Genomic DNA, 25,501 nt, shown 5'->3' with positions numbered 1-25,501 from the left:
CCCGCGAGGGCCGTCGGCGTCACGGGCGGGGTCGTTGGCGATTGTGGACTGCCGATAGACGTTAGTGGTCGTTCCACCGCCTCAGGGTGTGGTGATACACACACCCCGATCCGGGCGCGTTGTGGGAATCCTCCTTGGCCAGGGGCACCGGCGTACGTCAGGATCATCGCCATGGAGCTGCTGAACACGTTGGTGGAGAAGGGTCTGCGGCGCGAGCTGCCGACCCGTGAAGAGGCGCTCGCCGTACTGGCGACGTCCGATGACGACCTGCTCGACGTCGTGGCCGCGGCCGGGAAGGTGCGCCGCAAGTGGTTCGGCCGGCGGGTGAAGCTCAACTACCTCGTCAACCTCAAGTCCGGGCTCTGCCCCGAGGACTGCTCGTACTGTTCGCAGCGGCTCGGGTCGAAGGCGGAGATCCTCAAGTACACCTGGCTGAAGCCGGAAGAGGCGTCGCGGGCGGCGGCCGCCGGGGTGGCCGGGGGCGCCAAGCGGGTGTGCCTGGTGGCCAGCGGCCGCGGGCCGACCGACCGGGACGTCGACCGGGTGTCGGAGACCATCTCCGCCATCAAGGAGCAGAACGAGGGCGTCGAGGTGTGCGCCTGCCTCGGGCTGCTGACGGACGGCCAGGCCGGGCGGCTGCGGGAGGCCGGGGCGGACGCCTACAACCACAACCTCAACACCTCCGAGGCGACGTACGGCGACATCTGCACCACCCATGACTTCGGGGACCGGGTGGAGACGGTCAGGCAGGCGCAGGCGGCCGGGATGTCGGCGTGCTCCGGGCTGATCGCCGGGATGGGCGAGAGCGACGCGGACCTGGTCGACGTGGTGTTCGCGCTGCGGGAGCTGGACCCGGACTCGGTGCCGGTGAACTTCCTGATCCCGTTCGAAGGGACGCCGCTGGCGAAGGAGTGGAACCTCACCCCGCAGCGGGCGCTGCGGATCCTGGCGATGACCCGGTTCGTCTGCCCGGATGTCGAGGTGCGGCTGGCCGGCGGGCGCGAGGTGCATCTGCGGAGCATGCAGCCGCTGGCGCTGCACCTCGTCAACTCCCTCTTCCTGGGCGACTACCTGACCAGTGAGGGCCAGGCCGGCAAGGACGATCTCGCGATGATCGCGGACGCCGGTTTCGAGGTGGAGGGCACCGGCACCACCACGCTGCCCGAGCACCGCGTCCCGGGTGGGGCCTGCGGTGACGGCGGCTGCGGCGACGCGGAGGCGGGCGGCTGCCACGGTGCCGCCGAGGTCCCCGGCCAGGCCGACGCGGCCGCCTCGCCGGACGGTTCCCCCTCCGACGAGGTGCGGCGCGGTCTGGTGGCGGTGCGCCGCCGCGGTGCGGGCACGGAGCTGCCGCCCAATGCCTGAACCGCTCTCCCCGGCCGATCTGCTCGCGCTCGACCGGCGGCACGTCTGGCATCCGTACGGTCCGATGCCCGGGCGCGCCGAGCCGCTGATCGTCGAGGAGGCGGCCGGGGTGCGGCTGCGCCTCGCCGAACCGGCGGGCGGGCACCGGGAGTTGGTCGACGGGATGGCGTCGTGGTGGTCGGCGGTGCACGGCTACCGCCACCCGGTGCTGGACGAGGCCGCGCGCGAGCAGCTGGGGCGGATGAGCCATGTGATGTTCGGCGGGCTCACCCACGAACCCGCCGTGCGGCTGGCCGAGCGGCTGGTCGCGATCACGCCGGAGCCGCTGCGTCATGTCTTCCTCGCCGACTCCGGTTCGGTGGCGGTCGAGGTCGCCGCCAAGATGTGTCTGCAGTACTGGCGCTCGGTGGGCCGCCCGCGTAAGCAGCGGCTGCTGACCTGGCGCGGTGGCTACCACGGCGACACCTGGCACCCGATGTCGGTGTGCGACCCCGAGGGCGGGATGCACGAGCTGTGGCAGGGCGTCCTGCCGCGGCAGATCTTCGCGGACGCGCCGCCGCCGGGCTTCGACGCACCGGTCGACGAGGCGTACGCGGCGCGGCTGCGGGAGCTGATCGCCCGGCACGCCGACGAGTTGGCCGCGGTGATCGTGGAGCCGGTGGTGCAGGGTGCGGGCGGGATGGTGTTCCACTCCCCCGGCTATCTGCGGGTGCTGCGCGAGGCGTGCGACGCCCACGGCGTGCTGCTGATCTTCGACGAGATCGCCACCGGCTTCGGCCGGACGGGCGCGCTGTTCGCCGCCGGGCACGCCGGGGTCGCCCCGGATGTGATGTGTCTGGGCAAGGCGCTGACCGGCGGTTATCTGACGCTGGCGGCGACGCTGTGCACGGCGGAGGTGGCGGCGGGCATCTCGCGCGGTGAGGTGCCGGTGCTGGCGCACGGCCCGACGTTCATGGGCAACCCGCTGGCCACCGCGGTCGCGGGCGCCAGCGTCGATCTGCTGCTCTCGCAGGACTGGGCGGGCGAGGTACACCGCATCGGGACCGGGCTGCGGACGGGCCTCGCGGCTGCCCGGGAGCTGCCCGGGGTGCAGGACGTCCGGGTGCTGGGCGCGATCGGTGTCGTCCAGCTCGATCACGAGGTGGACATGGCCGCGGCGACCGCGGCGGCGGTCCGCGAGGGCGTGTGGCTGCGCCCGTTCCGGGACCTCGTCTACACCATGCCGCCGTATGTCACCGGCGACGACGACGTGGCCCGGATCTGCGCCGCGGTGTGCGCGGCCGCCCGGGAGGGCTGACCGGCCGGGCGTCCGGGGACGCCCGGCCCGCTCCCCGGGCTTCCCGGGGTTTCTCTGTACGACACAGCTGAAGGAGACACCATGACGGTGCTGTTCGTGACGGGTACCGGCACCGGGATCGGCAAGACCGTGACGACGGCGGCGCTCGCCGCGGCGGCGCTCGCGGACGGCCGTTCGGTGGCCGTGCTCAAGCCCGCGCAGACCGGCGTCGGACCGGACGAGCCGGGCGACGCGGCGGAGGTGGCGCGGCTGGCCGGGGCGGTGACGACGGAGGAACTGGCACGGTTCCCCGAGCCGTTGGCGCCGGCGACGGCGGCCGCGCGGGCGGGCCGGGTGCCGGTCGGGCCGCAGGAGGTCGCCGACGCCGCGGAGAAGCTGGCGGCCTCGCACGATCTGGTGCTGGTGGAGGGCGCGGGCGGGCTGCTGGTGCGGTTCGACGCGCACGGCCACACGCTGGCGGACGCGGCGCGGCGGGCGGACGCGCCGGTGCTGATGGTGACGGAGGCGGGGCTCGGCACGCTCAACGCGACCGCGCTGACCGCGCTGGCGCTGCGCACCCACGGTCTGCGCTGCGCGGGCGTGGTGATCGGCAGCTGGCCCGCCGAACCGGATCTGGCCTCCCGCTGCAACCTCGCCGACCTGCCCGAGGCGGCCGACGCCCCGCTGCTCGGCCTGGTCCCGGAGGGCGCCGGCAGCCTGCCCCCGGGCGCGTTCCGCTCCGCGGCCCCGGGGTGGCTGGCCCCCGCGCTCGGCGGTTCGGGGGCGTTCCGGCTGCCGGGGTGAGCGGGGCGGGCGGCGGACGGAGCGGATTCCCGGCCACCCGGGAACCGCTCCCCCGGCCGCCCCGCCCCCGGCAGACTGACGGGCATGACAGGTCCCACCGACGCCGCGCTCCTGGCGCACTGGTACGACGCCTGCAACCCCTGGGGCGCCTGTGACGACTTCTTCCTCGGGCTGGTGATGCGGGCCGGCGCCGTCCTCGACGTCGGCTGCGGCACCGGCACCTTGCTGCACCGCGCCCGGGAGCGCGGCCACCGCGGGCGGCTCTGCGGGCTCGACCCGGATCCGGCGATGCTGGCCCGGGCGCGCGCGGGCGGCCCCGACGGCATCGACTGGATCGCGGCCGGGCTGGGCGCCACCACCGATCCGGCGGAGCTGGGCGGCATCGGCGCGGCGCCGGAGTTCGACCTCGTCGTGATGACCGGCCACGCCTTCCAGGTGCTGTGCGAGGACGCGGAGCTGCGGGCCGCGCTCACCGTCGTCCGCCGTGCGCTGGCCCCCGGCGGCCGATTCGCGTTCGAGACGCGGAATCCGGCGGCGCGGGCGTGGGAGCGGTGGACCCCCGCGCACGCGGTGGAGGTGACCGGCCCGGACGGTGCGCGGGCCCGGATCGCGCACCGGGTGCACCGGCCCGTGGACGGCCGGTCGGTCCGCTTCACCACCACGCTCTCCGGGCCCGGTCTGCCGCGTCCCGTACAGGGCGACAGCACCCTGCGCTTCCTGTCCGCGGCGGCGCTGGACGGCTTTCTGGCCGGTGCGGGGCTCGCCGTCGAGGAACGGTACGGCGACTGGGACCGTGCGGCGTTCGGCCCGGCGAGCCCCGAGATCATCACCGTGGCGGGGGTCAGTCCAGGGCCGCGCCCTTGCGTTCGGGGATGAGGAACATCGCGGCCATGTCCAGGACGTAGAGGACCGCGAGCAGGCCGATCGCCTTCTGGAAGCCGAAGCTCCCGGCGACCAGCGCGACGACGAGCGGGGCGAAGCCGCCGACGCCGCGGCCGAGGTTGAACAGCACGTTCTGTGCGGTGGCGCGGGCGTGTGTCGGGTACAGCTCGGCGATGAGCGCGCCGTAGCCGCCGGTCATCCCGTTGACGAACGTGCCCATCACGGCGCCGCCGATGAGCAGCGCGACGGGGGTGGTGAGGGTGGCGTAGGCGAGGACGGTCACCACCGCGCCCGCCTGGAAGATCCAGAAGGTGGGGCGGCGGCCGATGCGGTCGGCGAGATGGCCGAAGGCGAGGATGCCGCAGGCCATGCCGAGGACGGTGACGGCGGTCCAGGCGCCGGACTTGGTGAGGCTGTAGCCGAACTGCTGGGAGAGGTAGCTGGGCAGCCAGGTCATCAGGCCGTAGTAGCCGAAGTTCTGGACGGACGTCAGGACGAGGACGCCGAGGGTGGCGCGGCGCGCGGCGGGCGTGTCGACGAGGCTGCGCAGCGGTGCCGTGGCCGGGCGGGCGCGTGCGGCGGAGGCGGTGAAGGCGGCCGGCTCCCGCATCGTGCGGCGGAAGAGGAACGCGGCGAGGGCGGGCACCACGCCGAGGGCGAAGAGCGCACGCCAGCCCCAGGCGTTGATGACGGGCGCGGAGACGAGGGCGGCGGCGAGGACGCCCGCCTGCCAGCCGAGGCCGACGTAGGAGGTGCCGCGGGCGCGTTTGCGGCGGGGGAACGCCTCGGCGGCGAGCGCCATGCCGATGCCGAACTCGCCGCCGATGCCCATCCCGGCGAGGAAGCGGAAGGCGGCGAGCTGCGGGAAGTCCTGGGCGAGGGCGGTGGCGCCGGTGAAGACGGCGAAGAGGACGATCGACCAGGACAGCACCCGGATCCGGCCGAGGCGGTCGGAGAGCATCCCGAAGAGGAGGCCGCCGGCGACGCAGCCGATGAGGGTGAGGGTGGTCAGCGATCCGGCCTGGGTGGACGTCAGATGCAGTCCGGCGGTGACGGCCGAGAGCGCGAAGCTGAGGATGAGGAGGTCGAAGCCTTCGAGGCCGTAACCGACGGCGGAGGCGACGACGGCCTTGCGGGCGTACCGGTCCGCGGCGGCGTCGGGCGCCGCGGGATCCGCGGCCGTCGTCTCGGAGGGGGGCGTGGGGGCCGACGGCGCGGGGTGCTGGGGCATGCGTCCTTCAGTGCTGCGTACGGAGCGGGGACGACCTGCTGACCTCGGGGTCAACGGCCGGGCCGAAGGCGGTCGGTGTCTCCCGTACGGGATGCCGCCGGTGCCGCGTGCCCACCGTGTCCGGCCGCGCGCGGGGCCGAAGGGCCATTCTAGAGGGCGTGGCGCGATTCGTTCGCACGGACGTCCGGTCCAGGGTCCGGGTGGCGGGTGTCAGACCGTCCAGCTGCGCAGTTCGTCGGCGATGGCGGAGAGTTCGGTGGTGTCGTCCTTGACGAGGCGGGCGAGGTCGCGGACGCGCTCGGGCGAGGTCGCGATCTTCAGGCCGCTGGCGACGAGGTAGCCGTAGGCCACGGCCGTCGCGAACATCGCGTTGGACCGTTCCAACGCCGGTACCCGCAGCAGGATCTGGAGAAGCGCCGCCGCACGGTCCTGGGGGTCGGTGTAGACGGGGACGCCGATGATCTCCGCCTCGTGGCGGCTGACGGCGGCGACGAGGGCGCCCCAGTCGGTGACCGCGGGGTCGCCCGGGGTGTGCTGTTCGGCGACGAGGAGGAGCCAGGCGAGGTCGATGCGGAGCGTCACTTCTTGCCCGGGTGTCCTTCCCTGCCGCCGGCCGCGCCGCGCGCGGACCCCGCCGCGCCGCGGCCGAATTCCTCGGCGAAGACGCGTTCGTACTGCTTCATGAAGTCGGAGGCGGCTTCGACGAAGGTCTGGCCGGCCTCCCCGGCGTCCCGGAGGACGAGCTCCTCGATATAGCGATTCACGCTCACTCCCCGCTGCAGGGCCCGCTCCCGGGCCGCCTCGGCGGTGGCTTCGTCCACGCGGACGTTCAACTGTGTTTTCGCCACGTCTTCACGCTAGCGCGCATCTGCTAGCACCGGCAAGCGGTCGGCGGGTGCGGCAAGCGGAGCCGTACGCCCCGCACCGCCCCGCGGCGCACGCCCCGGCGCCGCTCAGCGGCGGCCGGCGCCGCCGACGTCCTGGGCGAGCGGGACCGGCGGGACCAGATCTTCCGCCGCCTCCGGGGCCACCGCGGGGACGGCGTCCCCGTCCGCGGGCCCGTGGCCGAGGGCGTGCACGCAGAGACCGACGAGGATCAGCGCGAGGCCGACCCAACCGACCGGTGCGGGCGCCGCGACGCCGAGCAGCAGCGCCTCACCGAGCAGGGTGAACGGCACCTCGACGGCCTGTGTCGCCTCGACCGCGCCGAGCGCCGCGGGACGGTCGCGGACGAGGTCGGTCGCGCGGAAGAAGAGGGTGGTGGCGAGGACGCCGGAGAAGAGTGCGACGACCGCGCACTGGAGCAGCTGCCCGCCGGACGGCGGCCCCGCGGTGGCGCCCGCGGCGGCCGCCAGCACCAGCCACAGCGGCAGCGAACCGAGCGTCATGGCCAGGGTCCGCTGGACGCCGTCGAGTCCGTCCGTGCCGAGCAGCATGCGATTGCCGAGCGGATAGGCGACCGCCGCGATCGCCACCGGGACCACCACCGTGAACGCGGTGGCCGCGCCCGTGTCCCCGGCGTGTTCCAGCTGGGTCAGGACGACACCGATGACGATCAGCACGGAGACCAGGACGGTACGGAGCGGGACCCGGTCGCCGCCCAGCGCGCCGATCGCGATGCCCGCGACGATGACCAGCTGCCAGGTCGAGGCGACCAGCCACCCGGCGCCCGCCTGGGAGGCCCAGGCGAGCGGCGCGTAGAAGAGGCCGAAGCCGATCGTCGACCAGAGGAGCCAGCGGGCGGGGCGGGCGCGCAGGCTGCGCAGCACCGCGGGCAGACCGCCGCGCACCGCGACCAGCGCGGCCATCGGCACCACCATGAAGAGGTAGCGCAGGCTCGCGGTCCACATCCACGAGCCGCCGGACAGGCTCATCCCGCGGTTGAGCACGAAGCTGGTGGCGAATCCGGCGGCGGCGAGGACGCCGAGGGTCATGGGTACGGCGAGGGCCGGTGTCCGGCGAGGGTGGCCGGGGCGTATCCGCACAGTCGTCTCTCCGGTGCTTCCGGGACCGTCGCGCCACGCGGGCGTATCGAGGCGCGACGGACTTTGCAGGTCAGTGGCGTCGGTCACGGTACGGCACGGGACGTACGCCCGTGCGGGGGAGGGCACTCCGGGCGGCGCGGCCCGCGGGGCCCGCGCCGCCCGTCGTCGCGCCCGCGCTACCGGGCCGTCCGCGTCCAGGTGACCGGCAGGGCGTGAACGCCGTAGATGTTCATGTCGGTCCGCAGCGGCACCTCGTCGGCGGGGACGGCGAGGGCGAGGTCCGGGAAGCGGCGCAGCAGCCCGTCGAACCCGGCGCGCATCTCGATCCGGGCCAGCTGCTGGCCGAGGCACTGGTGGACGCCGTGTCCGAAGGAGAGGTGGCCGCGGGCGTTGCGGTGGAGGTCCAGGGCGTCGGGCTCCGCGAAGCGGCGGGGGTCGCGGTTGGCGGCCAGCAGGGAGACGACGACGGTCGAGCCCGCGGGGACGGTGACACCGCCCAGCTCGATGTCCTCGGTGGCGTAGCGGTAGAAGATGTCGGCGACGGAGAGGTACCGCAGCAACTCCTCGACGGCGCCCGGCAGCAGCTCCGGGTCGGCGCGCAGCGCGGCCAGTTGCCCCGGGTTCTCCAGGAGTGCGAAGGCGCCCAGGCCCAGCATGTTGGCGGTGGTCTCGTGGCCGGCGAGCAGCAGCAGGAAGGCGACGCCGGTCAGCTCCTCGACGGTGAGGTCGTCGTGGCGGGCCAGGTCGGAGAGGAGGTCGTCGCCCGGTTCGGCGCGCTTACGGGTGACCAGCTCGGCGAGGTAGGTGGTGAGCGCGCCGTACGCGGCCATCTTCTCCTCCAGCGTGACCTCCTTGAGCATGAAGCGGGCGGAGTTGGCCTGGAAGGTGTCGCGGTCCTCGTAGGGCACGCCGAGCAGTTCGCAGATGACCAGCGAGGGCACCGGCAGCGCGAACTCCCGGACCAGGTCGACCGGCGGGGCCAGCTGCGCGAGGGCGTCCAGCTGCCGTTCGACGACGGCGGCGATGTGCGCCTCCAGGCTCTTCATCCGCCTGACGGTGAACGCGCCGGTGAGCTTGCGCCGCAGCCGGGTGTGGTCCGGCGGATCCATGGCGATGAACAGGCCCGGCACCTGCGGCGACGGTTCGGTCGGCACGGGCATGCCCGGCGTCTCGTACGGGACGTGCAGGACGCCGAGGTCCTGGCGGGAGCTGAACCGGTTGTCGGCCAGCAGCTGCCGGGCCTCCTCGTGGCCGGTGACCAGCCAGCCCTCGTGCCCGTCGGGGAAGCGCAACGGGCTGACGGGGCGTGCCTCGCGCATCCGGGATATCGCGCGGGGCGGGGCGAAGGGACCGGCGTCGCGTTCCATGGGGAGGCCGGCGAGGGCGGATTCGGTGGCGGACATGGGGTGCCCTTTCGTGACGTGGCGGTGCCGGGTGGCGGAGTGGTGTGGCACGGCGGAGTAGCGCTGGGACATGGGCATGACACGGATGAGCCCGTGCGGCGGGAGGTACATGCGAGGGTGCGAACCTTTCCCCGGCGGGGGCGGGAGGGCGAGGGGCCCGGCGTCGGCCGGGCGCCGGCCCCGTGGTCAGCGCCGGGCGCGGAGGATCTCGATGTTGCCGTGGCGGGTGCGGGCATGGATCTCGACCGTGTCCTCGGCCGTGCCCGGGGCTTCCGCGGAGGCGAGCGCGTTGCGCACCTGTCCGGCGGCGGAGGACGCGTCGATCCAGGCGGCGGCGCCCTCGCGGATGCCGACCTCGATGGAGCCGGAGGCGGTCTCCAACTGCACGCTGCCGCGGGCGACATCGGCCAGCCGCAGCGTGCCGTGGGCGGTGGTGGCGGTGACCGGGCCCTCGGCCCGGGCGATGTCGATGTCCCCGTGGGCGCCGCTGACCCGCAGCTCCCCCGTCACGGCGGCGACGGTCGTGGTGCCGTGCGAGTTCTTCAGGGTGGCCGGACCGTCGACGGTCCCCACGCGCAGACTGCCGGAGCTGGTGGCGATCTCCGCCGCGCCGTCGACCCGGCCGACGTTGACCGAACCGTGCGCGGCGGTCAGCTGGAGCGGCCCGGTCGCGTCGAGACGGACGTCGCCGGCCGAGGTCTTGACGCGGACCTCGCCGAGCCGCCCCTCGCCCACCACCTGCACCCACGCGCCGGTCATCTCGACGCGCGAGCCCGCGGGCAGCTCGACGGTCACATCGACGGTGCCGGTACGCCCGAGGCGGTACCGCGGCTTGGGCGTCCTGACCGTCAGCACCCCGCCCGCGAAGGAGACTTCGGCCTGCTCGGCGGCGCGGACGTCCTGATCGCGCTTCGGGTCGCGGGGCCGTACGTCGACGACCGCGTCACGGCGCTCGCCCGCCAGGAGCTGGAGGGATCCGGCGTCCAGCTGAGCGGTGACCGCGATCGGCCCGGAGGTGTCGAAAGAAGGCATGGCTGAACCGTCCTCGTGAGTCCTTGGAACGTCCCCGCCCGTGCGGGGACGGTGTGAAGTGGTACGTGTACGGCCGTACTTGCGCGGCTGCGGCGCGGCCGCGACGGCTTGCCCGGGCGGGCCCTAGCGCACCCAGCCCGTGAAGCTCTGGCCGACCGTCCGGGACCGCTGGGTGGCGGCCGGGCGGGCGCCGCCGTCCACCGCGGACGACACCGCCCGTACCAGCCAGGCGTTGACCGACAGGCCCTCACGGCCCGCGGCCTCCTCGGCGCGCGCCTTGAGGGCGGCCGGCAGCCGGAGGTTGACGCGGGCCGTTCCGCCGTCGTCGCCCTCGACGGGCGGCTGCGGCGTGGGCGGCTCCGGCGGCGCGGCGGTCTCCGCCACGGGGGCGGCGGGCGGCGGGGTCACCACGAAGTCCGGGTCCAGACCCCGCAACCGCACATCGACCGATCCCGGCGCCAGCTCCCGGGTGATCTCGTCCATCGCGGCGGAGAGCACATGCAGCATCGCCAGCCGGCTCGCCGACTCCAGCGGAGCGGTCAGCCGCTCCGCCACTTCGCGGGCTTCCTCCCCGCCGGCCTCGGCGGCCACCGCGAGCTCACGGCGGAGGGTGTCGACATACGGGGTGAGATCCATGACGCCATAGTGGCACCATCATGGCGCCACGCGCAAGCCTCTGGCGCCATACGGCCGCGAGAACCGCACGATCACGCCCCTGACCTGCCAGAACACGGAAAACTCGGCAGCCCTTATGGCGCCGCCGCGCACCTCAGCCCCTCCGAAGCGGCACACGATGGCACCGCATGGCACCACCTGACGCCACATGGCGCCAGCCAGTGCCGAGCGGTGGCGCCACGCGCTCCACGAGGGCCTTTGAGCCGCCCGGCACTCCCGAAGACCGCCCCGGAAGGACACCGCTCGTGGTTGCATGGGCACGCCAGGACATATCCGAAAACGCCCACGGGTACCGGGCCGCGGGTACCCGACGCCCAGGGGGGTCCCATGTCCCGACCATTCCGCTTCGGACTCAACATCCTCACCCTCGACACCGGCGCCACCTGGCGCCGCACCTGCCGGCGGGCCGAGGAACTCGGCTACGACGTCCTGCTCGTACCGGACCATCTCGGCCGCCCGGCGCCGTTCCCGGCGCTGATCACCGCCGCGGAGGTGACGTCCCGGCCGCGGGTCGGCACCTTCGTCCTCAACGCCGGCTTCACCCACCCGGCACTGCTCGCCCGCGAGGTGGCCACCACCGACACGCTCACCGGCGGACGGCTGGAGCTGGGCCTGGGCACCGGCTACGTCCGCGCCGAGCACGAGAAGGCGGGGCTGCCCTGGGGCTCCCCCGGCGAGCGCGTCGACCGCCTGACCCGCACCGTCGAGGAGCTGAACCGGCTGCTGGGCGATCCGGACATCGCCCCGCGGCCGGCGCAGCAGCCGGGCCCGCCGCTGCTGATCGGCGGCAACGGTCCGCGGATGCTGCGGCTGGCCGCCACGCACGCCCGGACCACCGCGTTCTCCGGCGTCCGGCAGGCCGCCGGACGCCCCGAGGGCACGCTGGAGCTGCTGTCCGCCGAGGAGGTGGCCGAGTCGGTGACCCGCTACGCCGGATACGAGGAGGCCGCCGGGCGCACCGCACCGGCCGAGCGGAACATCCTCGTCCAGCGGGTGGTGGTGACCGGCGACCGCCGGGCCGCGGCACAGGAGTTGGCGACGCAGGGCCTGGGGCTCGACGCGGAGCAGCTGCTGGAGGCTCCCACGGTGCTCATCGGGACGCCCGCCGAGATCGCGGGCCAACTCCACGAGCGCCGCGAGCGGTTCGGGTTCTCGTACATCACGGTGCTGGATCCGGTCATGGAGGAGTTCGCGCCGGTGATCGAGGAGGTGCGGCGCGGCTGACCGCCGGGGATGGCCGGGGGCCGGCCGGGCCCCGCGGCGCCCGGCCGCCCGCATCGTGGAAAGGGTTCGACGGGTGCGCGGGACCGTTGATGGGATGGTGCCATGAATGATCACCTCCGCATCCGCTGCGCCCGCCTCTCCGACATCGACGCCGTACTCCGCTTCTGGCGCACGGCGGCGGAGGGCACCAGCATCAGCGACGACCACGACGGCATGACCCGGTTGCTGACCCGCGACCCCGAGTCGCTGCTGCTCGCCGAGGAGGGCGGGGAGTTGGTGGGGACGGTCATCGCCGGGTTCGACGGCTGGCGGTGCTCGGCCTACCGGCTGGCGGTCGACCCCGGTCACCGCCGGCAGGGCGTCGCCACCGCCCTCATGGACGCGGCGCAGGCGCGGTTCCGGGCGCTGGGCGGCCGCCGGATCGACGCGATGGTCCTGGAGGCCAACGAACCGGCGCACCACACCTGGGCCGCCGCGGGCTACCACCGCGAGGACCACTGGCGCCGCTGGGTGAAGCCGCTGCCCGTGGAGGGCTGAGGCACACACCGCACCCCAGGGGCTTCCCGCCGGACCGTCCGGGCCCGGCGGGGAGCCCCTTTTCCCATTCGGCACCAACTCCCCTCCCGAAAAAGGAAGTTCAGACGTCCCTCCCCCTATCCCCTCCGTATATACATCGCGCGTATACACGCGTTATATAGTCGGCTCTCCCGTCGTCCGGCGGGGCGTTCGACTCGTTCTGGAGGACCACCGTGCTCAGGGGCACTTCGCTACTTCCCGCCCGGAAGGGGCGCGCGGCCGAGGCGGGCGGGAGTTCCCTGCCCCAGGGCGGCGGGGCGCGGTTGGCCGCCATCGACGGGCTGCGGCTGGTGGCCGCGGTCGCGGTGGCCGCGTACCACTTCCTGGGGACGACCACCCCGCACTTCTGGGGCGGGTACGACCTGCGGGAGACCGTTCCGGCGCTGCACGAGGTCAGCCGCTACGGCTGGCTCGGCGTGGAGTTCTTCTTCCTGATCAGCGGGTTCGTGATCTGCATGAGCTGCTGGGGGCGGACCCCGGCACAGTTCGTCGTCTCGCGGGTGTCCCGGCTCTTCCCCACGTACTGGTGCGCGGTACTGCTCGTCGTCGCCCTGGTGGTGACCGCGCGGGTGGCGCATCTGGAGGCGGCGACGCCGATCGACCCCCGGACGGTGCTGGGCAATCTGACGATGGCGCCGGGGCCGATGGGGCTCACGCTGATCGACGGGGTCGCCTGGACGCTGTGGGTGGAGGCGCGCTTCTACCTGCTGATGGCGCTGATGCTCTTCATCGGGCTCACCTACCGCCGCATGATCGCGTTCTGCGGCACCTGGCTCACGCTGGCCCTCTTCGCCCGTGAACTGCATTCCAAGGCGCTCGACGCGGTCGTGCTGAGCCAGTACGCGGGCCTGTTCGTCACCGGGATCGCGCTCTACCTGATGCACCGCTTCGGGCAGAACATCGTGCTGTGGCTGCTGGCCGGGTTCGCCTGGTGCTACGAGCTGACCGTGCTGCACGACCGGGTGGCCGCGCACACCGTGAAGCCCGCCGCGGGCGGGGCGCTCTCCTGGGCCGCGTGCGCCGCGCTGCTGACCTTCTTCCTCGTCGTGCTGGCGCTCGCGGCGTTCGGCCCGCTGGCCCGGATACGGTGGCGCGCCCTCGTGACGGCGGGCGCGCTCACCTATCCGTTCTATCTGGTGCACCAGAGCATCGGCGTACCGGTGGCCAAGGGGCTGCTCCAGGTGGCTCCGGGGCTGGGGCTGCTGCCGTCCGTGGCGGCGGGGCTCGGTTTCGCCCTGCTGCTGTCCTACGCGCTGTACCGCCTCGTCGACCGGCCCGCCGGGCGGGCCCTGCGGCGCCACCTCACCCGCGGGATGTACCCGGCGGACCGCCCGGCGGACGCCGGCACACCGCCGCGGCGATCCTCGAACGGCGGCGCGGAGGCGACGCCGCGGCCGGTGCCCAGCGGCGTGTGACGCGCCGGACCGGCGTGCGGACCACCGCGGAACCACCCCACAACCACCACAACCATCGCAAGGGGCCGCCTCCCGGGAGGCGGCCCCTTCCGCCTGCCCGCTCACCCCGCACCGCGCTCACCGTCTCGACTTTTGCCGATCCTTTACCATGGTGGGGTCCCTTCTCCGGTACGCAGGCGCGCCGCGCGCCCGTACGACTCCCCCAGCGAAAGGTGTGTGAGCGTCCAGCCATGGACGAACCTCCCAGTTGCCGAGCCTGCTCGCGACAGAGCGCGAACCTCCGGATCCTGTTCGATCATGGGACGGAGGTGACCCGATGACCGAGCTGCTCCTCCTGGCCCTGGCGCTCCTGCTGACGCTGGCCTGCGGCGTCTTCGTCGCGGCCGAGTTCTCGTTGACCACCGTCGAGCGCAGCGATCTCGAACGCGCCACGGAGCGCGGCGAGCGCGGCGCGGAGAGCGCGCTCAAGGCCGTCCGCCGGCTGACCTTCCAGCTCTCCGGCGCCCAGCTGGGCATCACCGTGACCGGCCTGGTCATCGGCATGCTCTCCAAGCCCGCACTGGCCACCCTGCTCGCCGGACCGCTCGACGCGATCGGGCTGTCGGAGACCGCCGCGCAGTCCGTGGCGCTGGTCCTCGGCACCGCGATCTCCACCGTCGTGCTGATGGTCGTCGGCGAGCTGGTCCCCAAGAACTGGGCGATCTCCAGCCCGCTGCCGGTCGCCAAGCGGGTCGCGGGGGTGCAGCGGGCGTTCAGCGCCGCGTTCTCCCCGCTCATCGCCCATCTCAACGCCACCGCCAACCGCACCGTGCGCCGGATGGGCCTGGAGCCCGCCGAGGAGCTGGCGTCCGCCCGCGGGCCGCAGGAGCTGGTGGCGCTGGCCCGGCACTCCGCCAAGGAGGGCGCGCTGGAGCCGGACACCGCCGAGCTGTTCGTCCGCACCCTCAACCTCCCCCGTCTCACCGCCGAGAACGTCATGACCCCCCGCGTCCAGGTCACCGCCCTGGAGCTCCAGGCCAACGCCGAGGACGTCGCCAACGCGACGCGGGCGACCGGACTGTCCCGCTTCCCCGTCTACCGGGGCAGCCTCGACGGTGTCGTCGGCGTCGCGCACATCAAGGACGTGCTGGCCATCCCGGCCCAGCTGCGCGCCCGCCGCCCGGTCTCCGACCTGCTGCGCGAACCGCTGCTGGTCCCGGCCACACTCCCGGTCGACCAGCTCCTGGACCGGCTCTCCGGCAAACGCACCATGGCCGTGGTCATCGACGAGTACGGCGGCACCGCGGGCGTCGTCACCCTGGAGGACATCGTCGAGGAGGTGGTCGGCGAGGTCCGCGACGAGCACGACCCGATGGAGACCCCCGACCTCGCCGCCGCGGGCAGCGACCCCGAGGGCCACGCCCTCTACCACGCCGACGGCGCCGCCCGCACCGACCAGCTCGCCCGCATCGGCCTGCGGCTGCCCGAGGGCCCGTACGAAACGCTCGCCGGGGTGATCGCCGCCGGTCTGGGCCGGATCCCGACCGAGGGCGACACCCTGGAGGTGGCGGGCTGGACGATGGATGTGCTCGACGCGTCCGGGCGCCGCGCCGCACGGGTGCTGCTGCGCGCACCGGCCGCGCAGCCGCCCGGTGGGACCGGACGGGAGGCCGCCCGATGACCGTGCTGCAGATCTTCGTCGGGCTGCTCACCCTCGTCGTCAACGCGTTCTTCGTGGGCGCCGAGTTCGCGCTGATCTCGGTGCGCCGCAGCCAGATCGAGCCCCACGCCGACGAAGGAGACCGCCGCGCCCACCGTGTGCTGTGGGGGCTCCAGCACGTCTCGGCGCTGCTGGCCACCGCCCAGCTCGGCATCACGCTGTGCACGCTGGTGCTGGGCGCGGTCGCCGAACCGGCCATCGCCCATCTGCTGGAGCCGGTCTTCGACGCGGTGTCGGTGCCGGACGCGCTGGTCCACCCGGTCTCGTTCGTGATCGCGCTGGCGCTCGCGACCTATCTGCACATGCTCTTCGGCGAGATGGTGCCGAAGAACGTGGCGCTGGCCGAGCCGGTGCGCACCGCGCTGCTGCTGGGCCCGCCGCTGGTGGCGCTGACCCGGACACTGCGCCCGGTGATCTTCGCGGTCAACAAACTGGCCAACGGGGCGCTCCGGCTGCTGCGGGTGGAGGTCAAGGACGAGGTCACGGCGACGTTCTCGGACGATCAGCTGGCCCGGATGGTCGACGACTCACGCGCCGCCGGCCTGCTGGACGAGCGCGCCAAGGAGCGGCTGCGGGACGCCCTGGAGCTGGGCCGGCGGCCGGTGCGCGATGTGGTGCTGCCGGTGGAGAAGGTCGTCTCGGCGGGGCTGGGGATCACCCCCGAGGGCCTGGAGCGGCTGGCCGCCGCATCCGGCTTCTCGCGCTTCCCGGTCGTCGACGACACCGACCGGATCGTGGGATATCTGCACGTCAAGGACGCGCTGGACGCGATGCCGCGGGAGGTGCCGTTCCCGGTGTCGGCGATGCGGCCGATCGCCCGGGTGCGGGCGGCGACCCCGCTGGACGACGTGCTCACCGCGATGCGCGGCTCCCGGACGCATCTCGCCGCGGTCATCGGCGAGGGCGGCACGCTGGCCGGGCTGGTGACGATGGAGGACGTGCTGCGCGAACTGGTCCTCCAGCAGCCGGCGGCCTGAGCCCGCCGCACCCCCGCACGGCCGGGACGCACCCCGCCCCACCCACCGCCTGACCGATCGGTTAGTTTACTGACCGATCGGTCAGACGCGGCGCGCAAGCGGCGTGCCGTACGCCCTGGCCGGTCGCTCCGTCGCGGCTCGCGACGGCTGCCGGCACCCAGGGGGCACGGAGATGGCACGCACCACCTGCTGCATCGCGGGCGGCGGACCCGCCGGGATGATGCTCGGACTGCTGCTGGCCAGGGCAGGGCTGAAGGTCACCGTCCTGGAGAAGCACGCCGACTTCCTGCGGGACTTCCGCGGCGACACCGTCCACCCCTCCACGCTGCGCCTCCTCGACGAGTTGGGGCTCGGCGCGGAGTTCGCCACGATCCCGTTCCCGCGGCTGGCGGAGATGCGGGCCCGGATCGGCGACACCACCGTCGTGATGGCCGACATGCGGCGCCTGCCCGGGCGGCACCCGTACATCGCGATGGTGCCGCAGTGGGACTTCCTCGACCTGCTCGCCCGCGCCGCGGCCGCCGAGCCCTCCTTCGAGCTGCGGACGTCCACCGAGGTGACCGGACTGCTGACCGACGGCGGCCGGGTGACCGGCGTCCGGCTGCGCGACGCGGACGGTTGCGCCGGCACCCTCACCGCCGACCTCACCGTCGCCTGCGACGGCCGCGGCTCGGCCGTGGCGGCCGCCGCCGGACTCCACCAGGACCTCTTCGACGTACCGATGGACGTCTGGCAGGTCCGGGTCGACGCCCCGGCCGACGCGCACACCGGCGGCCGGGTCTTCGCCCGTTTCGGCGGCGGGCAGGCGGCCGTCACGATGGACCGCGGTGACTACTTCCAGACCTCGTACCTGATCGGCAAGGGCCGCGACGCCGAGCTGCGGCGCCGGGACATCCAGTGGCTGCGCGACCGGCTCGGCGCGCTCTTCGACTGGGATGCGCGGGTGACCGGCACGATCGGCTCCTGGGACGACGTCAAGCTGCTGGAGGTGACCTTCGGCCGGCTGCGCCGCTGGTACCGGCCGGGGCTGCTCTGCATCGGGGACGCGGCGCACACCATGTCGCCGGTGGGCGGTGTCGGCGTCAACATCGCGCTCCAGGACGCCGTCGCCGCCGCCCGGATCCTCGCCGGTCCGCTGCGCGCGGGCACCGCTTCCGTCCGCGATCTGGCACGCGTCCAGCGGCGCCGCCAACTGCCGCTGACGCTCGCCCAGAAGGCCCAGCACACCGAACACGCGCTGATCACCGCCGCCCTCGACGGCACCCTCGACGCCCGCCGGCTGCCGCTGATGCTCCGGCTGCTGCGCCGGGTGCCGCCGCTGCGGACCGTCACCGGCTACCTGGGCGCCATCGGGATCCGCCCGGAACACGCCCCGCCGTTCGCCCGGCGCGGGTGAGGCGGTCCGGGGCGCGGGCGGTACGGGGGTCCGGCCGCGCCCCGCTCAGTCCCGCGGCTCGATCGCGTACCGCGTGAACGCCTCCAGCTCGGCGGTGGCCGCGTCCAGATCGAGATCGGGGTGGGCCAGCCAGTGCGCGATGACCCCGTCGATGGCGCCGCCGATGGCGAGCGCGACGGTGCGGGTATCGCAGCGCCGCAGCCGGCCTCCGTCCTGACCTGCGGCGAGCAGCGCGGCCAGGTACTGCCAGCGGCCGTGGGTGTCGTGCGAACCGGGTGTCTTGAGCCGGGTGCCGCCCTCGTCGTCGAGCAGCATCTCGGTGATCACCCGGACCTGGCTGCGGTGCGCCCGCTGGTAGCCGATCATCGCCCGGACGTAGGCGAGCACCGCCTCCCGCGGATCGTCCTCCTTCGCCACCTGTTCGGTGACGTACGCGGCGAACGCCTCCAGGACCTGCGTGAGCGTGGCGCGGGTGAGGTTGTCCTTGGAGGAGAAGTGGTAGAGGACGGCCGCCTTGGACAGGCCCGCCCGCTCCGCGATGGCGGCGAGCGAGGTCGCCGGGTAGCCGCGGGCGGCGATCAGCTCGATCGTGCAGTCGATCAGCTGCTGTCGGCGGGCGCTCTCCGTGAAGGTCGGCGTGGCACCGGCCGCGCCACGGCGAGGCGTCATCGCGGCCCCGTCCTCTCGTTTCGTTGTGCACACCGGTCGGTACGTGACCGTACACCGCGGGATAGGATCGCCGCGCCATGGAGATGAATGCCCGCTACACCAGTTTTGTCGCGGTCGGCGACAGCTTCACCGAGGGAATGTCGGACGGCCTGCCGGACGGCTCCTACCGCGGCTGGGCCGATCTGCTCGCGGCCCGCCTCGCCACCCGCACCCCCGGCTTCCGCTACGCCAACCTCGCCGTCCGCGGCAAGCTCATCGGCCAGATCGCCGACGACCAGGCCGGGCCCGCGGCCGCGATGGGCGCCGATCTGGTGACGATGGTCGGCGGGCTCAACGACGTGCTGCGGCCCTCGTGCGAGGTGGCGCAGGTCTGCGAGCGGTTCTCGGCCGCGGCGGCGGTCCTGGCCAGGGGCGGCGGACAGCTGGTGCTGATGCGCAGCCCCGGTCGGCAGGGCCCGGTCCTGGAGCGCTTCCGGCCGCGGATGGAGCAGCTGTACGCGCACATCGACGCGGTCGCCGCCCGGCACGGCGCGCTCGTCGTCGACCTCTACTCCTCCCGGGCGCTGGCCGACCCGCGGATGTGGGCCGACGACCGGCTGCACCTCAACGCCGAGGGGCACCGGCGGGTGGCGGAGGCCGTCTGGCAGACGCTGGGGTTCGCCGCGGAGAGCGACTGGGACGCCCCGCTGCCACCCGCGGTGACACCGGGCTGGCGGGCGCGGCGCTCGGCGGACGCGCGGTTCGCCCGTGAACACCTGGTGCCGTGGATCGGCCGGCGGCTGACCGGACGCTCCTCCGGGGACGGCCGGACAGGCGCCCAGTTCAGCACCGAGCTGGGCAGGGCCTTCTGGGTCACCCCCGCGGACCACACCGCCCCCGGCCCGGTGACGGACTGGCGACGGGTGGGCGCCTGACCCGGAGCCCACTCCACCGTTTCCGCGCCGCCGCACACCCGGGGCCGGAACGGAGGGCATCTGGAGCCGACTGCCGGGTCCGGACGAGGTGGCCGAGCCGGCCGCGCCGGGACGCCGAAGACCGTCGCTCGCACGGGCGGGTCAGGAGCCGCAGCAGCCGCCGTCCGCAGCGTCCTCGGCCTTGTCCGTGGTGGCCGGTGCGCCGAGCTGGACGAGGTGCGGCGTCGGAGTGCAGCAGCCCCCGCCCTGGTCGGTTTCGGGGGCGTCGAAGAGGCCGGCGCCGCCGCACACCCCGGTTTCGGGGAGGGTGAGTTCGACCTCGTCGGCGGCTGCGAGGTCACCGGCGAGGGCGGCGGCGACGGAGCGGACCTGCTCGTAGCCGGTCATGGCGAGGAAGGTGGGGGCGCGGCCGTAGGACTTCATGCCGACCAGGTAGATGCCCTGTTCGGGGTGGGCCAGTTCGCGGTGGCCGTGCGGGTAAACCGTGCCGCAGGAGTGCTGGTTGGGGTCGATGAGCGGGGCGAGTTGGGCCGGGGCCTGGAGGCGGTCGTCGAGGCCGAGGCGGATCTCGGAGAGGAAGGACAGGTCGGGGCGGAAGCCGGTCAGCACGATCACCTCGTCGACGTGCTCCAGCCGCCGGCCGTCCTCGGCGACGAGGACCAGGTGGCCACCGCCGTCGCGTGCGATCGCCTCGGTGCGGAAGCCGGTGACCGCGTCCGCGTGTCCGTCGTCGACGGCGGCCTTCGCGGCGAGGCCGAGGGCGCCGCGGGCGGGGAGCTGGTCGGCGGTGCCGCCGCCGAAGGTGGCGCCGGAGATACCGCGACGCAGGACCCAGACCGCCTTCGTACCGGCGCCGTCGTCGGCCTCGGCAAGGTCGGCGAGGTGCGCGAGTGCGGTGAAGGCGGAGGCGCCGGAGCCGATGACGGCGGTGCGCCTGCCCGCGTAACGGGCCCGGACGGCCGGGTCCTTGAGGTCGGGGACGCGGTAGGCGACGCGGTCGGCGGCCGCACCTTCACCGAGGGCGGGCAGTCCGCTGCCGCCCGCGGGACCGGGCGTGGCCCAGGTGCCGGAGGCGTCGATCACGGCGCGGGCGAACAGCCGCTCCTCCGTCCCGTCGCCGCGGGTGACATGGACGACGAAGGGCTGGCTCTCGCGGTCGGCGTCGACGATCCGGTCCCGGCCGACGCGGGAGACGCCGGTCACCCGGGCGCCGGTGCGGACCCGGTCACCGAGGACATCGGCGAGCGGCTGGAGGTACTGCCCGACCCAGTCCCCGCCGGACGGGTAGGTGCCCGCGTCCGGCGCGGTCCAGCCGGTCGGCGCCAGCAGCTTCTCCGCCGCGGGGTCGATGACCTCGCCCCAGGTGGAGAACAGCAGCAGGTGCGCCCACTCCCGCACCGCCGCACCGGCCGTGGGTCCCGCCTCCAGTACCAGCGGCTCGATGCCGCGGTCGACCAGGTGGGCGGCGGCGGCCAGGCCAACGGGCCCGGCTCCGATCACGACGACGGGCAGATCGGCGATAGCAGGCAGCTTCACGGCGACTCCTAGCGTGTTTCGACGTTTGTCGATGGCTTGTGCGGCCAGCATCACAGAGTGATTCGATAACCGTCAACATAGATAGATATCGAAATGAGGCCCGCACTACCGATTCAGACGCCGGCATTCGGCCGATCCCGATCCCGGCTCCGGCTCCGGCTCCGGCTCCGGCTCCGGCTCCGGCTCCGATCAGGGTGACCGGGCGGGCCGGGCGGGCCGGGCGGGCCGAGCGCGTGGCCGTTCCCCACCCCGGCCGCCCGGCGGGGCGCTGCACACTCGGAACCCGCGCGCACTCGGGCGAGCATCTCCCTCCCGGGCTGCTTCGACACGTGTCAACATAGACGCATGTCGAATGCCAAGGCGTTGCCGCTCGTCGAATTCACGGGCTCGAGCGTGGCGCCGTGTTGCCCGCCGTTGACCGAGCGACCGTTCACCGCCGACGAGGCCGAGACGGCGGCCCGTATGTTCAAGGCGCTCGGCGATCCGGTTCGGCTGCGCCTGTTCTCGCTGGTCGCCTCGCACGAAGGCGGCGAGGCGTGCGTGTGCGACATCTCCGACGTGGGCGTCTCCCAGCCGACGGTCTCCCACCACCTCAAGAAGCTGAGGGAAGCAGGGCTGCTCACGTCCGAGCGGCGCGGCACCTGGGTGTACTACCGCGTGGAGCCCTCCGTGCTTGCCGCCATGGGGCAGCTGCTGCGCCACCCCGCGGCGTGACGCGGACCGAGCCAGGCGGGCTGGCCGGCTTCACGATCGTGCCGTTGACGCCGGTGCATGCCAGCCAGGTCCTGGAGATTTACCGCGCGGGCATCGACGAGGGCGACGCCACCTTCGAGACGCGCGTGCCCGACTGGGAGACCTTTGACGCGGCGAAGCTGACCGGGCACCGCTTCGTCGCCGTGGACGCACAGGCCGCCGTTCTGGGCTGGGTCGCCGCGGCGAAGGTCTCCGACCGCCGTGCCTATGCGGGAGTCGTCGAGCACTCCGTCTACGTCCACCCCCGTGCACGCGGCCAGGGCATCGCGACCGCACTTCTCGAAGCGCTGATCACCTCGACGGAGGCGGCCGGGATCTGGACGGTGCAGTCCGGCATCTTCCCCGAGAACACCGCCAGCCTCGCCCTCCATGAGCGGGCCGGATTCCGCGTGCTCGGCACCCGCGAACGCATCGGCCAGCACCGCGGCCGCTGGCGTGACGTGGTGCTCGTCGAGCGCCGCAGCACCCTCGTCGGCTGAGTGAAGGCCCGTGTCGTCAGCCGAGCAGTGCGGTGACGGCGCGGGCCGCGTCGCGGAGGGAGTGCCTGCGGCGCTCGCGCGGTGCGAGCGGCGCCGCGTCCCCGGCACACGCCGACCGCTTCCGCGCCGCGGCCTTCCCGGCGGTCGCCGCGGGCTACCTCCCGGAGGCGGGGACGGTCTGCGGGTCGGAGGTGAACCTGCGGCGCCAGGCCAGGGCCACGTAGACGAGTCCGATCAGGACCGGGACTTCGATGAGCGGGCCGACGACGCCGGAGAGGGCCTGGCCGGAGGTGACGCCGAAGGTGGCGACGGCGATGGCGAGTTCGAAGTTGTTGCCCGCGGCGGTGAAGGCGAGGGTCGCGGTGCGGTCGTAGGCCAGTCCCAGGCCCTTGCCGAGGAGGAAGGTGCCGAAGAACATCACGGCGAAGTACACCAGCAGCGGCAGGGCGATGCGGACGACGTCCAGGGGCTGGGAGGTGATCGTCCTTCCCTGGAGGGCGAAGAGGATGACGATCGTGAACAGCAGGCCGTAGAGGGCCCAGGGGCCGATCTTGGGCAGGAACCGCCGCTCGTAGCCGTCGCGGCCCATCGTCTTCTCGCCGAAGCGGCGGGTGAGGAACCCGGCGAGCAGCGGGATGCCGAGGAAGACGATGACGTTCAGGGCGATGTGCCCTACGGAGACGTCGAGGCCCTGGCCGTTGCCGAGGTGCAGCCGGCGCGGCAGCAGGTCGAGGTAGAACCAGCCGAGCACGCCGAAGGCGATGACCTGGAAGACGGAGTTCAGGGCGACGAGGACGGCGGCGGCCTCGCGGTCGCCGCAGGCCAGGTCGTTCCAGATGATCACCATGGCGATGCAGCGGGCCAGCCCGACGATGATCAGGCCGGTACGGTACGCGGGCAGGTCGGGCAGGAAGATCCAGGCGAGCGCGAACATGACCGCCGGGCCGACCAGCCAGTTGATCACCAGCGAGGAGACCATCAGCTTCTTGTCGCCGGTGACGGTGTCGAGCCGGTCGTAGCGGACCTTGGCGAGCACCGGATACATCATGACCAGCAGCCCGATCGCGATCGGGAGGGAGATCCCACCGATCTCGATCTTCGCCAGAGCGTCGTTGAGGCCGGGGATCACTCGGCCGAGACCGAGGCCGACGCCCATCGCGAGGAGGATCCACACGGCCAGGAAACGGTCCAAGGTGGAGAGCTTGGCAACGATCGACGCCTCCGCGCCGGCCTCCGCGGTCTTCGTGCCGGGATTGTTCGTCGTCTTCATCAGCAGGCTCGCTTCCGGCCGGTCTCGACGGTCGTACGGGCGGTTTCGGCGAGATCGGAGAACTGGCCGGCCAGGCGTGCGAGGACGTCGGGCCGGAGCCGGTAGTAGGTGAAGCGCCCGCACGGCTCCGTTTCCACGACTCCGGCCTCGCGCAGCACCTTCAGATGGTTGGAGAGGTTGGTCTGCCGCGCCCCGGTCTCCTCGACCAGATGCGTGGTGCACAGGGTCTCGTGGGCGAGCAGGTTCACGATCCGCAGCCTGAGCGGGTCGGCCAGCACCCGGATCAGATCAGTGTCGACTGACGTCATCATGTGCTGATACTTTCACATCAGTGGACGCTGATGCCACTGGGTGCTGATGCGAAGAGCTTCCGCCCTGCCCCGAGGCGAGAGCCGCCCCGGCCCCGGCCCGCCGGCGGCCGCATGCGCGCTCCTGGAGGAACGTACAGCCGGGACCGGGGCGCTGGCCTGCGGAAAGCGACAGTAGACTCTGGCCATGTGACTGCTGTGACTGCGAAGCCCCGCATCCCCAATGTCCTGGCCGGCCGCTATGCCTCCACCGAGCTGGCCGTGCTGTGGTCCCCCGAGTACAAGGTCAAGCTGGAGCGGAAGCTGTGGCTCGCCGTCCTGCGCGCGCAGAAGGATCTGGGCGTGGAGGTGCCCGAATCGGCCCTCGCGGACTACGAGCGGGTCCTCGGCACCGTCGACCTCGCCTCCATCGCGGAGCGCGAGAAGGTCACCCGGCACGACGTCAAGGCCCGGATCGAGGAGTTCAACGCCCTCGCCGGCCACGAGCAGGTCCACAAGGGGATGACCTCCCGCGACCTGACCGAGAACGTCGAGCAGCTCCAGGTGCGGCTGTCGCTGGAGCTGATGCGCGACCGCACGGTGGCCGTGCTGGCCCGTCTCGGTTCGCTCGCCTCCCAGCACGCCGAGCTGGTCATGGCCGGGCGCTCGCACAACGTCGCGGCGCAGGCCACCACCCTCGGCAAGCGCTTCGCGACCGCGGCGGACGAGCTGCTGGTGGCGTACGGGCGACTGGAGGAGCTGCTGTCGCGCTACCCGCTGCGCGGTATCAAGGGCCCGGTCGGCACCGCGCAGGACATGCTCGACCTGCTGGGCGGGGACGCCGCCAAGCTCGCCGAGCTGGAGCAGCGGATCGCCGCCCACCTGGGCTTCGGCCGCGCCTTCACCTCCGTCGGCCAGGTCTACCCGCGCTCCCTCGACTACGACGTCGTCACCTCGCTGGTGCAGCTGGCCGCCGCGCCGTCCTCGCTCGCCAAGACGATCCGGCTGATGGCCGGTCACGAGCTGGTGACCGAGGGCTTCAAGCCCGGCCAGGTCGGCTCGTCGGCGATGCCGCACAAGATGAACACCCGCTCCTGCGAGCGCGTCAACGGTCTGATGGTGATCCTGCGCGGCTACGCCTCGATGACCGGTGAGCTGTCGGGCGACCAGTGGAACGAGGGCGACGTGTCCTGCTCCGTGGTCCGCCGGGTGGCGCTTCCCGACGCGTTCTTCGCGCTGGACGGTCTGCTGGAGACGTTCTTGACGGTGCTCGACGAGTTCGGCGCGTTCCCCGCCGTCGTCGCCCGGGAGCTCGACCGCTACCTGCCGTTCCTCGCCACCACCAAGGTGCTGATGGGTGCGGTGCGCGCCGGGGTGGGCCGCGAGGAGGCACACGAGGCGATCAAGGAGAACGCGGTGGCGTCGGCGCTGGCCATGCGCGAGCAGGGCGTGGAGCGCAACGAACTCCTCGACAAGCTGGCCGCCGACTCCCGCATCCCGCTGGACCGGGCGCAGCTCGACGCGCTGATGGCCGACAAGCTGTCGTTCACCGGTGCCGCGGCGGACCAGGTGGCGTCCGTGGTGGAGCGGATCGGGAAGATCGCCGGGGAGCACCCGGAGGCCGCGGCGTACACGCCCGGCGCCATCCTCTGA

Annotated in this window: 25 protein-coding genes; 14 read left to right on the top strand and 11 right to left on the bottom strand. The window is 73.4% G+C overall.

From position 1 onward, the window contains the following. Positions 1 to 171 precede the first annotated feature (171 nt). The 4 genes from bioB to ACF1BH_RS24745 all read left to right on the top strand — a co-directional run bounded on the left by bioB (position 172) and on the right by ACF1BH_RS24745 (position 4,321). The gene (gene bioB / locus ACF1BH_RS24760) at positions 172 to 1,365 is read left to right on the top strand and encodes a biotin synthase BioB (protein ID WP_391645688.1); all 1,194 of its coding nucleotides are present in this window, start codon (positions 172 to 174) and stop codon (positions 1,363 to 1,365) included. After that, the gene (locus ACF1BH_RS24755; protein ID WP_391645686.1) at positions 1,358 to 2,662 is read left to right on the top strand and encodes an adenosylmethionine--8-amino-7-oxononanoate transaminase; all 1,305 of its coding nucleotides are present in this window, start codon (positions 1,358 to 1,360) and stop codon (positions 2,660 to 2,662) included. Before bioB ends, ACF1BH_RS24755 begins: the two co-directional genes overlap by 8 nt. Before the next feature lie 81 nt (positions 2,663 to 2,743). After that, entirely contained in the window at positions 2,744 to 3,445 is a 702-nt protein-coding gene (gene bioD / locus ACF1BH_RS24750; RefSeq protein WP_391645684.1) for a dethiobiotin synthase, read from the top strand. An 84-nt stretch (positions 3,446 to 3,529) separates the two neighbouring features. Then, positions 3,530 to 4,321: a class I SAM-dependent methyltransferase gene (locus ACF1BH_RS24745; protein WP_391645682.1), complete on the top strand. Its 792-nt coding sequence runs from the start codon at positions 3,530 to 3,532 to the stop codon at positions 4,319 to 4,321. Here the strand turns inward: ACF1BH_RS24745 and ACF1BH_RS24740 are convergent. The 7 genes from ACF1BH_RS24740 to ACF1BH_RS24710 form a co-directional block, all read right to left on the bottom strand. Continuing rightward, positions 4,287 to 5,558: an MFS transporter gene (locus ACF1BH_RS24740; protein ID WP_391645680.1), complete on the bottom strand. Its 1,272-nt coding sequence runs from the start codon at positions 5,556 to 5,558 to the stop codon at positions 4,287 to 4,289. The two genes, ACF1BH_RS24745 and ACF1BH_RS24740, sit on opposite strands and share 35 nt — an antisense overlap. A 210-nt stretch (positions 5,559 to 5,768) precedes the next feature. After that, positions 5,769 to 6,140: a hypothetical protein gene (locus ACF1BH_RS24735; protein ID WP_030281342.1), complete on the bottom strand. Its 372-nt coding sequence runs from the start codon at positions 6,138 to 6,140 to the stop codon at positions 5,769 to 5,771. After that, a complete protein-coding gene (locus tag ACF1BH_RS24730; RefSeq protein ID WP_030281340.1) occupies positions 6,137 to 6,406 on the bottom strand; it encodes a hypothetical protein in 270 nt (89 codons plus the stop codon). Before ACF1BH_RS24730 ends, ACF1BH_RS24735 begins: the two co-directional genes overlap by 4 nt. Positions 6,407 to 6,511: 105 nt before the next feature. After that, entirely contained in the window at positions 6,512 to 7,492 is a 981-nt protein-coding gene (locus ACF1BH_RS24725; protein WP_391645677.1) for a multidrug resistance efflux transporter family protein, read from the bottom strand. 227 nt (positions 7,493 to 7,719) lie between these two features. Continuing rightward, positions 7,720 to 8,946, bottom strand: coding sequence for a cytochrome P450 (locus tag ACF1BH_RS24720; RefSeq protein WP_391645675.1), 1,227 nt, complete (start codon positions 8,944 to 8,946; stop codon positions 7,720 to 7,722). A 186-nt stretch (positions 8,947 to 9,132) separates the two neighbouring features. Beyond that, positions 9,133 to 9,978, bottom strand: coding sequence for a DUF4097 domain-containing protein (locus tag ACF1BH_RS24715; RefSeq protein WP_391645673.1), 846 nt, complete (start codon positions 9,976 to 9,978; stop codon positions 9,133 to 9,135). A gap of 123 nt (positions 9,979 to 10,101) precedes the next feature. Further along, positions 10,102 to 10,614 carry a toxin-antitoxin system HicB family antitoxin gene (locus ACF1BH_RS24710; protein ID WP_391645671.1) on the bottom strand — a complete coding sequence of 171 codons (513 nt, stop codon included), beginning with the start codon at positions 10,612 to 10,614 and terminating at the stop codon, positions 10,102 to 10,104. Between the two features lie 366 nt (positions 10,615 to 10,980). Between ACF1BH_RS24710 and ACF1BH_RS24705 the strand changes: the two genes are divergently transcribed. The 6 genes from ACF1BH_RS24705 to ACF1BH_RS24680 all read left to right on the top strand — a co-directional run bounded on the left by ACF1BH_RS24705 (position 10,981) and on the right by ACF1BH_RS24680 (position 17,940). After that, positions 10,981 to 11,877 carry a TIGR03621 family F420-dependent LLM class oxidoreductase gene (locus tag ACF1BH_RS24705; protein ID WP_391645669.1) on the top strand — a complete coding sequence of 299 codons (897 nt, stop codon included), beginning with the start codon at positions 10,981 to 10,983 and terminating at the stop codon, positions 11,875 to 11,877. 102 nt (positions 11,878 to 11,979) lie between these two features. Continuing rightward, the gene (locus tag ACF1BH_RS24700; RefSeq protein ID WP_391645667.1) at positions 11,980 to 12,414 is read left to right on the top strand and encodes a GNAT family N-acetyltransferase; all 435 of its coding nucleotides are present in this window, start codon (positions 11,980 to 11,982) and stop codon (positions 12,412 to 12,414) included. Positions 12,415 to 12,626: 212 nt separating this feature from the next. Then, positions 12,627 to 13,868, top strand: a complete 1,242-nt coding sequence (locus tag ACF1BH_RS24695) for an acyltransferase family protein (RefSeq protein WP_391645665.1) — start codon at positions 12,627 to 12,629, stop codon at positions 13,866 to 13,868. Positions 13,869 to 14,184: 316 nt separating this feature from the next. Beyond that, entirely contained in the window at positions 14,185 to 15,528 is a 1,344-nt protein-coding gene (locus ACF1BH_RS24690; protein WP_391645663.1) for a hemolysin family protein, read from the top strand. Beyond that, positions 15,525 to 16,544, top strand: a complete 1,020-nt coding sequence (locus ACF1BH_RS24685; protein WP_391645661.1) for a hemolysin family protein — start codon at positions 15,525 to 15,527, stop codon at positions 16,542 to 16,544. Before ACF1BH_RS24690 ends, ACF1BH_RS24685 begins: the two co-directional genes overlap by 4 nt. A gap of 172 nt (positions 16,545 to 16,716) precedes the next feature. After that, complete coding sequence (locus tag ACF1BH_RS24680) at positions 16,717 to 17,940, top strand: FAD-dependent oxidoreductase (RefSeq protein WP_391645659.1); 1,224 nt, start codon at positions 16,717 to 16,719, stop codon at positions 17,938 to 17,940. Between the two features lie 45 nt (positions 17,941 to 17,985). Here the strand turns inward: ACF1BH_RS24680 and ACF1BH_RS24675 are convergent, their stop codons facing one another. Beyond that, complete coding sequence (locus ACF1BH_RS24675; protein ID WP_391645657.1) at positions 17,986 to 18,609, bottom strand: TetR/AcrR family transcriptional regulator; 624 nt, start codon at positions 18,607 to 18,609, stop codon at positions 17,986 to 17,988. A 77-nt stretch (positions 18,610 to 18,686) separates the two neighbouring features. Here ACF1BH_RS24675 and ACF1BH_RS24670 point away from each other — a divergent pair, with 77 nt between their 5' ends. After that, positions 18,687 to 19,523: an SGNH/GDSL hydrolase family protein gene (locus tag ACF1BH_RS24670; RefSeq protein ID WP_391645655.1), complete on the top strand. Its 837-nt coding sequence runs from the start codon at positions 18,687 to 18,689 to the stop codon at positions 19,521 to 19,523. Between the two features lie 141 nt (positions 19,524 to 19,664). On the opposite strand, the gene ACF1BH_RS24665 is transcribed toward ACF1BH_RS24670, so the two are convergent. Then, a complete protein-coding gene (locus tag ACF1BH_RS24665) occupies positions 19,665 to 21,110 on the bottom strand; it encodes an NAD(P)-binding domain-containing protein (protein WP_391645653.1) in 1,446 nt (481 codons plus the stop codon). A gap of 294 nt (positions 21,111 to 21,404) precedes the next feature. On the opposite strand from ACF1BH_RS24665, the gene ACF1BH_RS24660 reads away from it, so the two are divergent. Then, the gene (locus ACF1BH_RS24660) at positions 21,405 to 21,773 is read left to right on the top strand and encodes an ArsR/SmtB family transcription factor (RefSeq protein ID WP_391645651.1); all 369 of its coding nucleotides are present in this window, start codon (positions 21,405 to 21,407) and stop codon (positions 21,771 to 21,773) included. Positions 21,774 to 21,808: 35 nt separating this feature from the next. After that, positions 21,809 to 22,291, top strand: coding sequence for a GNAT family N-acetyltransferase (locus ACF1BH_RS24655; protein ID WP_391645721.1), 483 nt, complete (start codon positions 21,809 to 21,811; stop codon positions 22,289 to 22,291). Between the two features lie 154 nt (positions 22,292 to 22,445). Here ACF1BH_RS24655 and arsB read toward each other — a convergent pair whose 3' ends face one another. Next, complete coding sequence (arsB, locus tag ACF1BH_RS24650) at positions 22,446 to 23,561, bottom strand: ACR3 family arsenite efflux transporter (protein ID WP_391645649.1); 1,116 nt, start codon at positions 23,559 to 23,561, stop codon at positions 22,446 to 22,448. After that, complete coding sequence (locus ACF1BH_RS24645) at positions 23,561 to 23,872, bottom strand: ArsR/SmtB family transcription factor (RefSeq protein ID WP_391645647.1); 312 nt, start codon at positions 23,870 to 23,872, stop codon at positions 23,561 to 23,563. Before ACF1BH_RS24645 ends, arsB begins: the two co-directional genes overlap by 1 nt. Before the next feature lie 195 nt (positions 23,873 to 24,067). Here ACF1BH_RS24645 and purB point away from each other — a divergent pair, with 195 nt between their 5' ends. Continuing rightward, entirely contained in the window at positions 24,068 to 25,501 is a 1,434-nt protein-coding gene (purB, locus tag ACF1BH_RS24640) for an adenylosuccinate lyase (protein ID WP_391645719.1), read from the top strand.

It is taken from the genome of Streptomyces sp. NPDC014733, from assembly GCF_043083385.1.
Classification (GTDB): Bacteria; Actinomycetota; Actinomycetes; order Streptomycetales; family Streptomycetaceae; genus Streptomyces.
The sequence above is the reverse complement of the archived record's forward strand: the minus strand, read 5'-3'. Positions and strand labels throughout refer to the sequence as shown.

What these genes read in the sequence shown, in the direction of transcription:
- bioB (WP_391645688.1), top strand. Translation starts at nt 172, where the DNA reads ATGGAGCTGCTGAACACGTTGGTGGAGAAGGGTCTGCGGCGCGAGCTG.
- ACF1BH_RS24755 (WP_391645686.1), top strand. Translation starts at nt 1,358, where the DNA reads ATGCCTGAACCGCTCTCCCCGGCCGATCTGCTCGCGCTCGACCGGCGG.
- bioD (WP_391645684.1), top strand. Translation starts at nt 2,744, where the DNA reads ATGACGGTGCTGTTCGTGACGGGTACCGGCACCGGGATCGGCAAGACC.
- ACF1BH_RS24745 (WP_391645682.1), top strand. Translation starts at nt 3,530, where the DNA reads ATGACAGGTCCCACCGACGCCGCGCTCCTGGCGCACTGGTACGACGCC.
- ACF1BH_RS24740 (WP_391645680.1), bottom strand. Translation starts at nt 5,558, where the DNA reads ATGCCCCAGCACCCCGCGCCGTCGGCCCCCACGCCCCCCTCCGAGACG.
- ACF1BH_RS24725 (WP_391645677.1), bottom strand. Translation starts at nt 7,492, where the DNA reads ATGACCCTCGGCGTCCTCGCCGCCGCCGGATTCGCCACCAGCTTCGTG.
- ACF1BH_RS24720 (WP_391645675.1), bottom strand. Translation starts at nt 8,946, where the DNA reads ATGTCCGCCACCGAATCCGCCCTCGCCGGCCTCCCCATGGAACGCGAC.
- ACF1BH_RS24715 (WP_391645673.1), bottom strand. Translation starts at nt 9,978, where the DNA reads ATGCCTTCTTTCGACACCTCCGGGCCGATCGCGGTCACCGCTCAGCTG.
- ACF1BH_RS24710 (WP_391645671.1), bottom strand. Translation starts at nt 10,614, where the DNA reads ATGGATCTCACCCCGTATGTCGACACCCTCCGCCGTGAGCTCGCGGTG.
- ACF1BH_RS24705 (WP_391645669.1), top strand. Translation starts at nt 10,981, where the DNA reads ATGTCCCGACCATTCCGCTTCGGACTCAACATCCTCACCCTCGACACC.
- ACF1BH_RS24700 (WP_391645667.1), top strand. Translation starts at nt 11,980, where the DNA reads ATGAATGATCACCTCCGCATCCGCTGCGCCCGCCTCTCCGACATCGAC.
- ACF1BH_RS24690 (WP_391645663.1), top strand. Translation starts at nt 14,185, where the DNA reads ATGACCGAGCTGCTCCTCCTGGCCCTGGCGCTCCTGCTGACGCTGGCC.
- ACF1BH_RS24685 (WP_391645661.1), top strand. Translation starts at nt 15,525, where the DNA reads ATGACCGTGCTGCAGATCTTCGTCGGGCTGCTCACCCTCGTCGTCAAC.
- ACF1BH_RS24680 (WP_391645659.1), top strand. Translation starts at nt 16,717, where the DNA reads ATGGCACGCACCACCTGCTGCATCGCGGGCGGCGGACCCGCCGGGATG.
- ACF1BH_RS24675 (WP_391645657.1), bottom strand. Translation starts at nt 18,609, where the DNA reads ATGACGCCTCGCCGTGGCGCGGCCGGTGCCACGCCGACCTTCACGGAG.
- ACF1BH_RS24670 (WP_391645655.1), top strand. Translation starts at nt 18,687, where the DNA reads ATGGAGATGAATGCCCGCTACACCAGTTTTGTCGCGGTCGGCGACAGC.
- ACF1BH_RS24665 (WP_391645653.1), bottom strand. Translation starts at nt 21,110, where the DNA reads ATGCTGGCCGCACAAGCCATCGACAAACGTCGAAACACGCTAGGAGTC.
- ACF1BH_RS24660 (WP_391645651.1), top strand. Translation starts at nt 21,405, where the DNA reads ATGTCGAATGCCAAGGCGTTGCCGCTCGTCGAATTCACGGGCTCGAGC.
- arsB (WP_391645649.1), bottom strand. Translation starts at nt 23,561, where the DNA reads ATGAAGACGACGAACAATCCCGGCACGAAGACCGCGGAGGCCGGCGCG.
- ACF1BH_RS24645 (WP_391645647.1), bottom strand. Translation starts at nt 23,872, where the DNA reads ATGATGACGTCAGTCGACACTGATCTGATCCGGGTGCTGGCCGACCCG.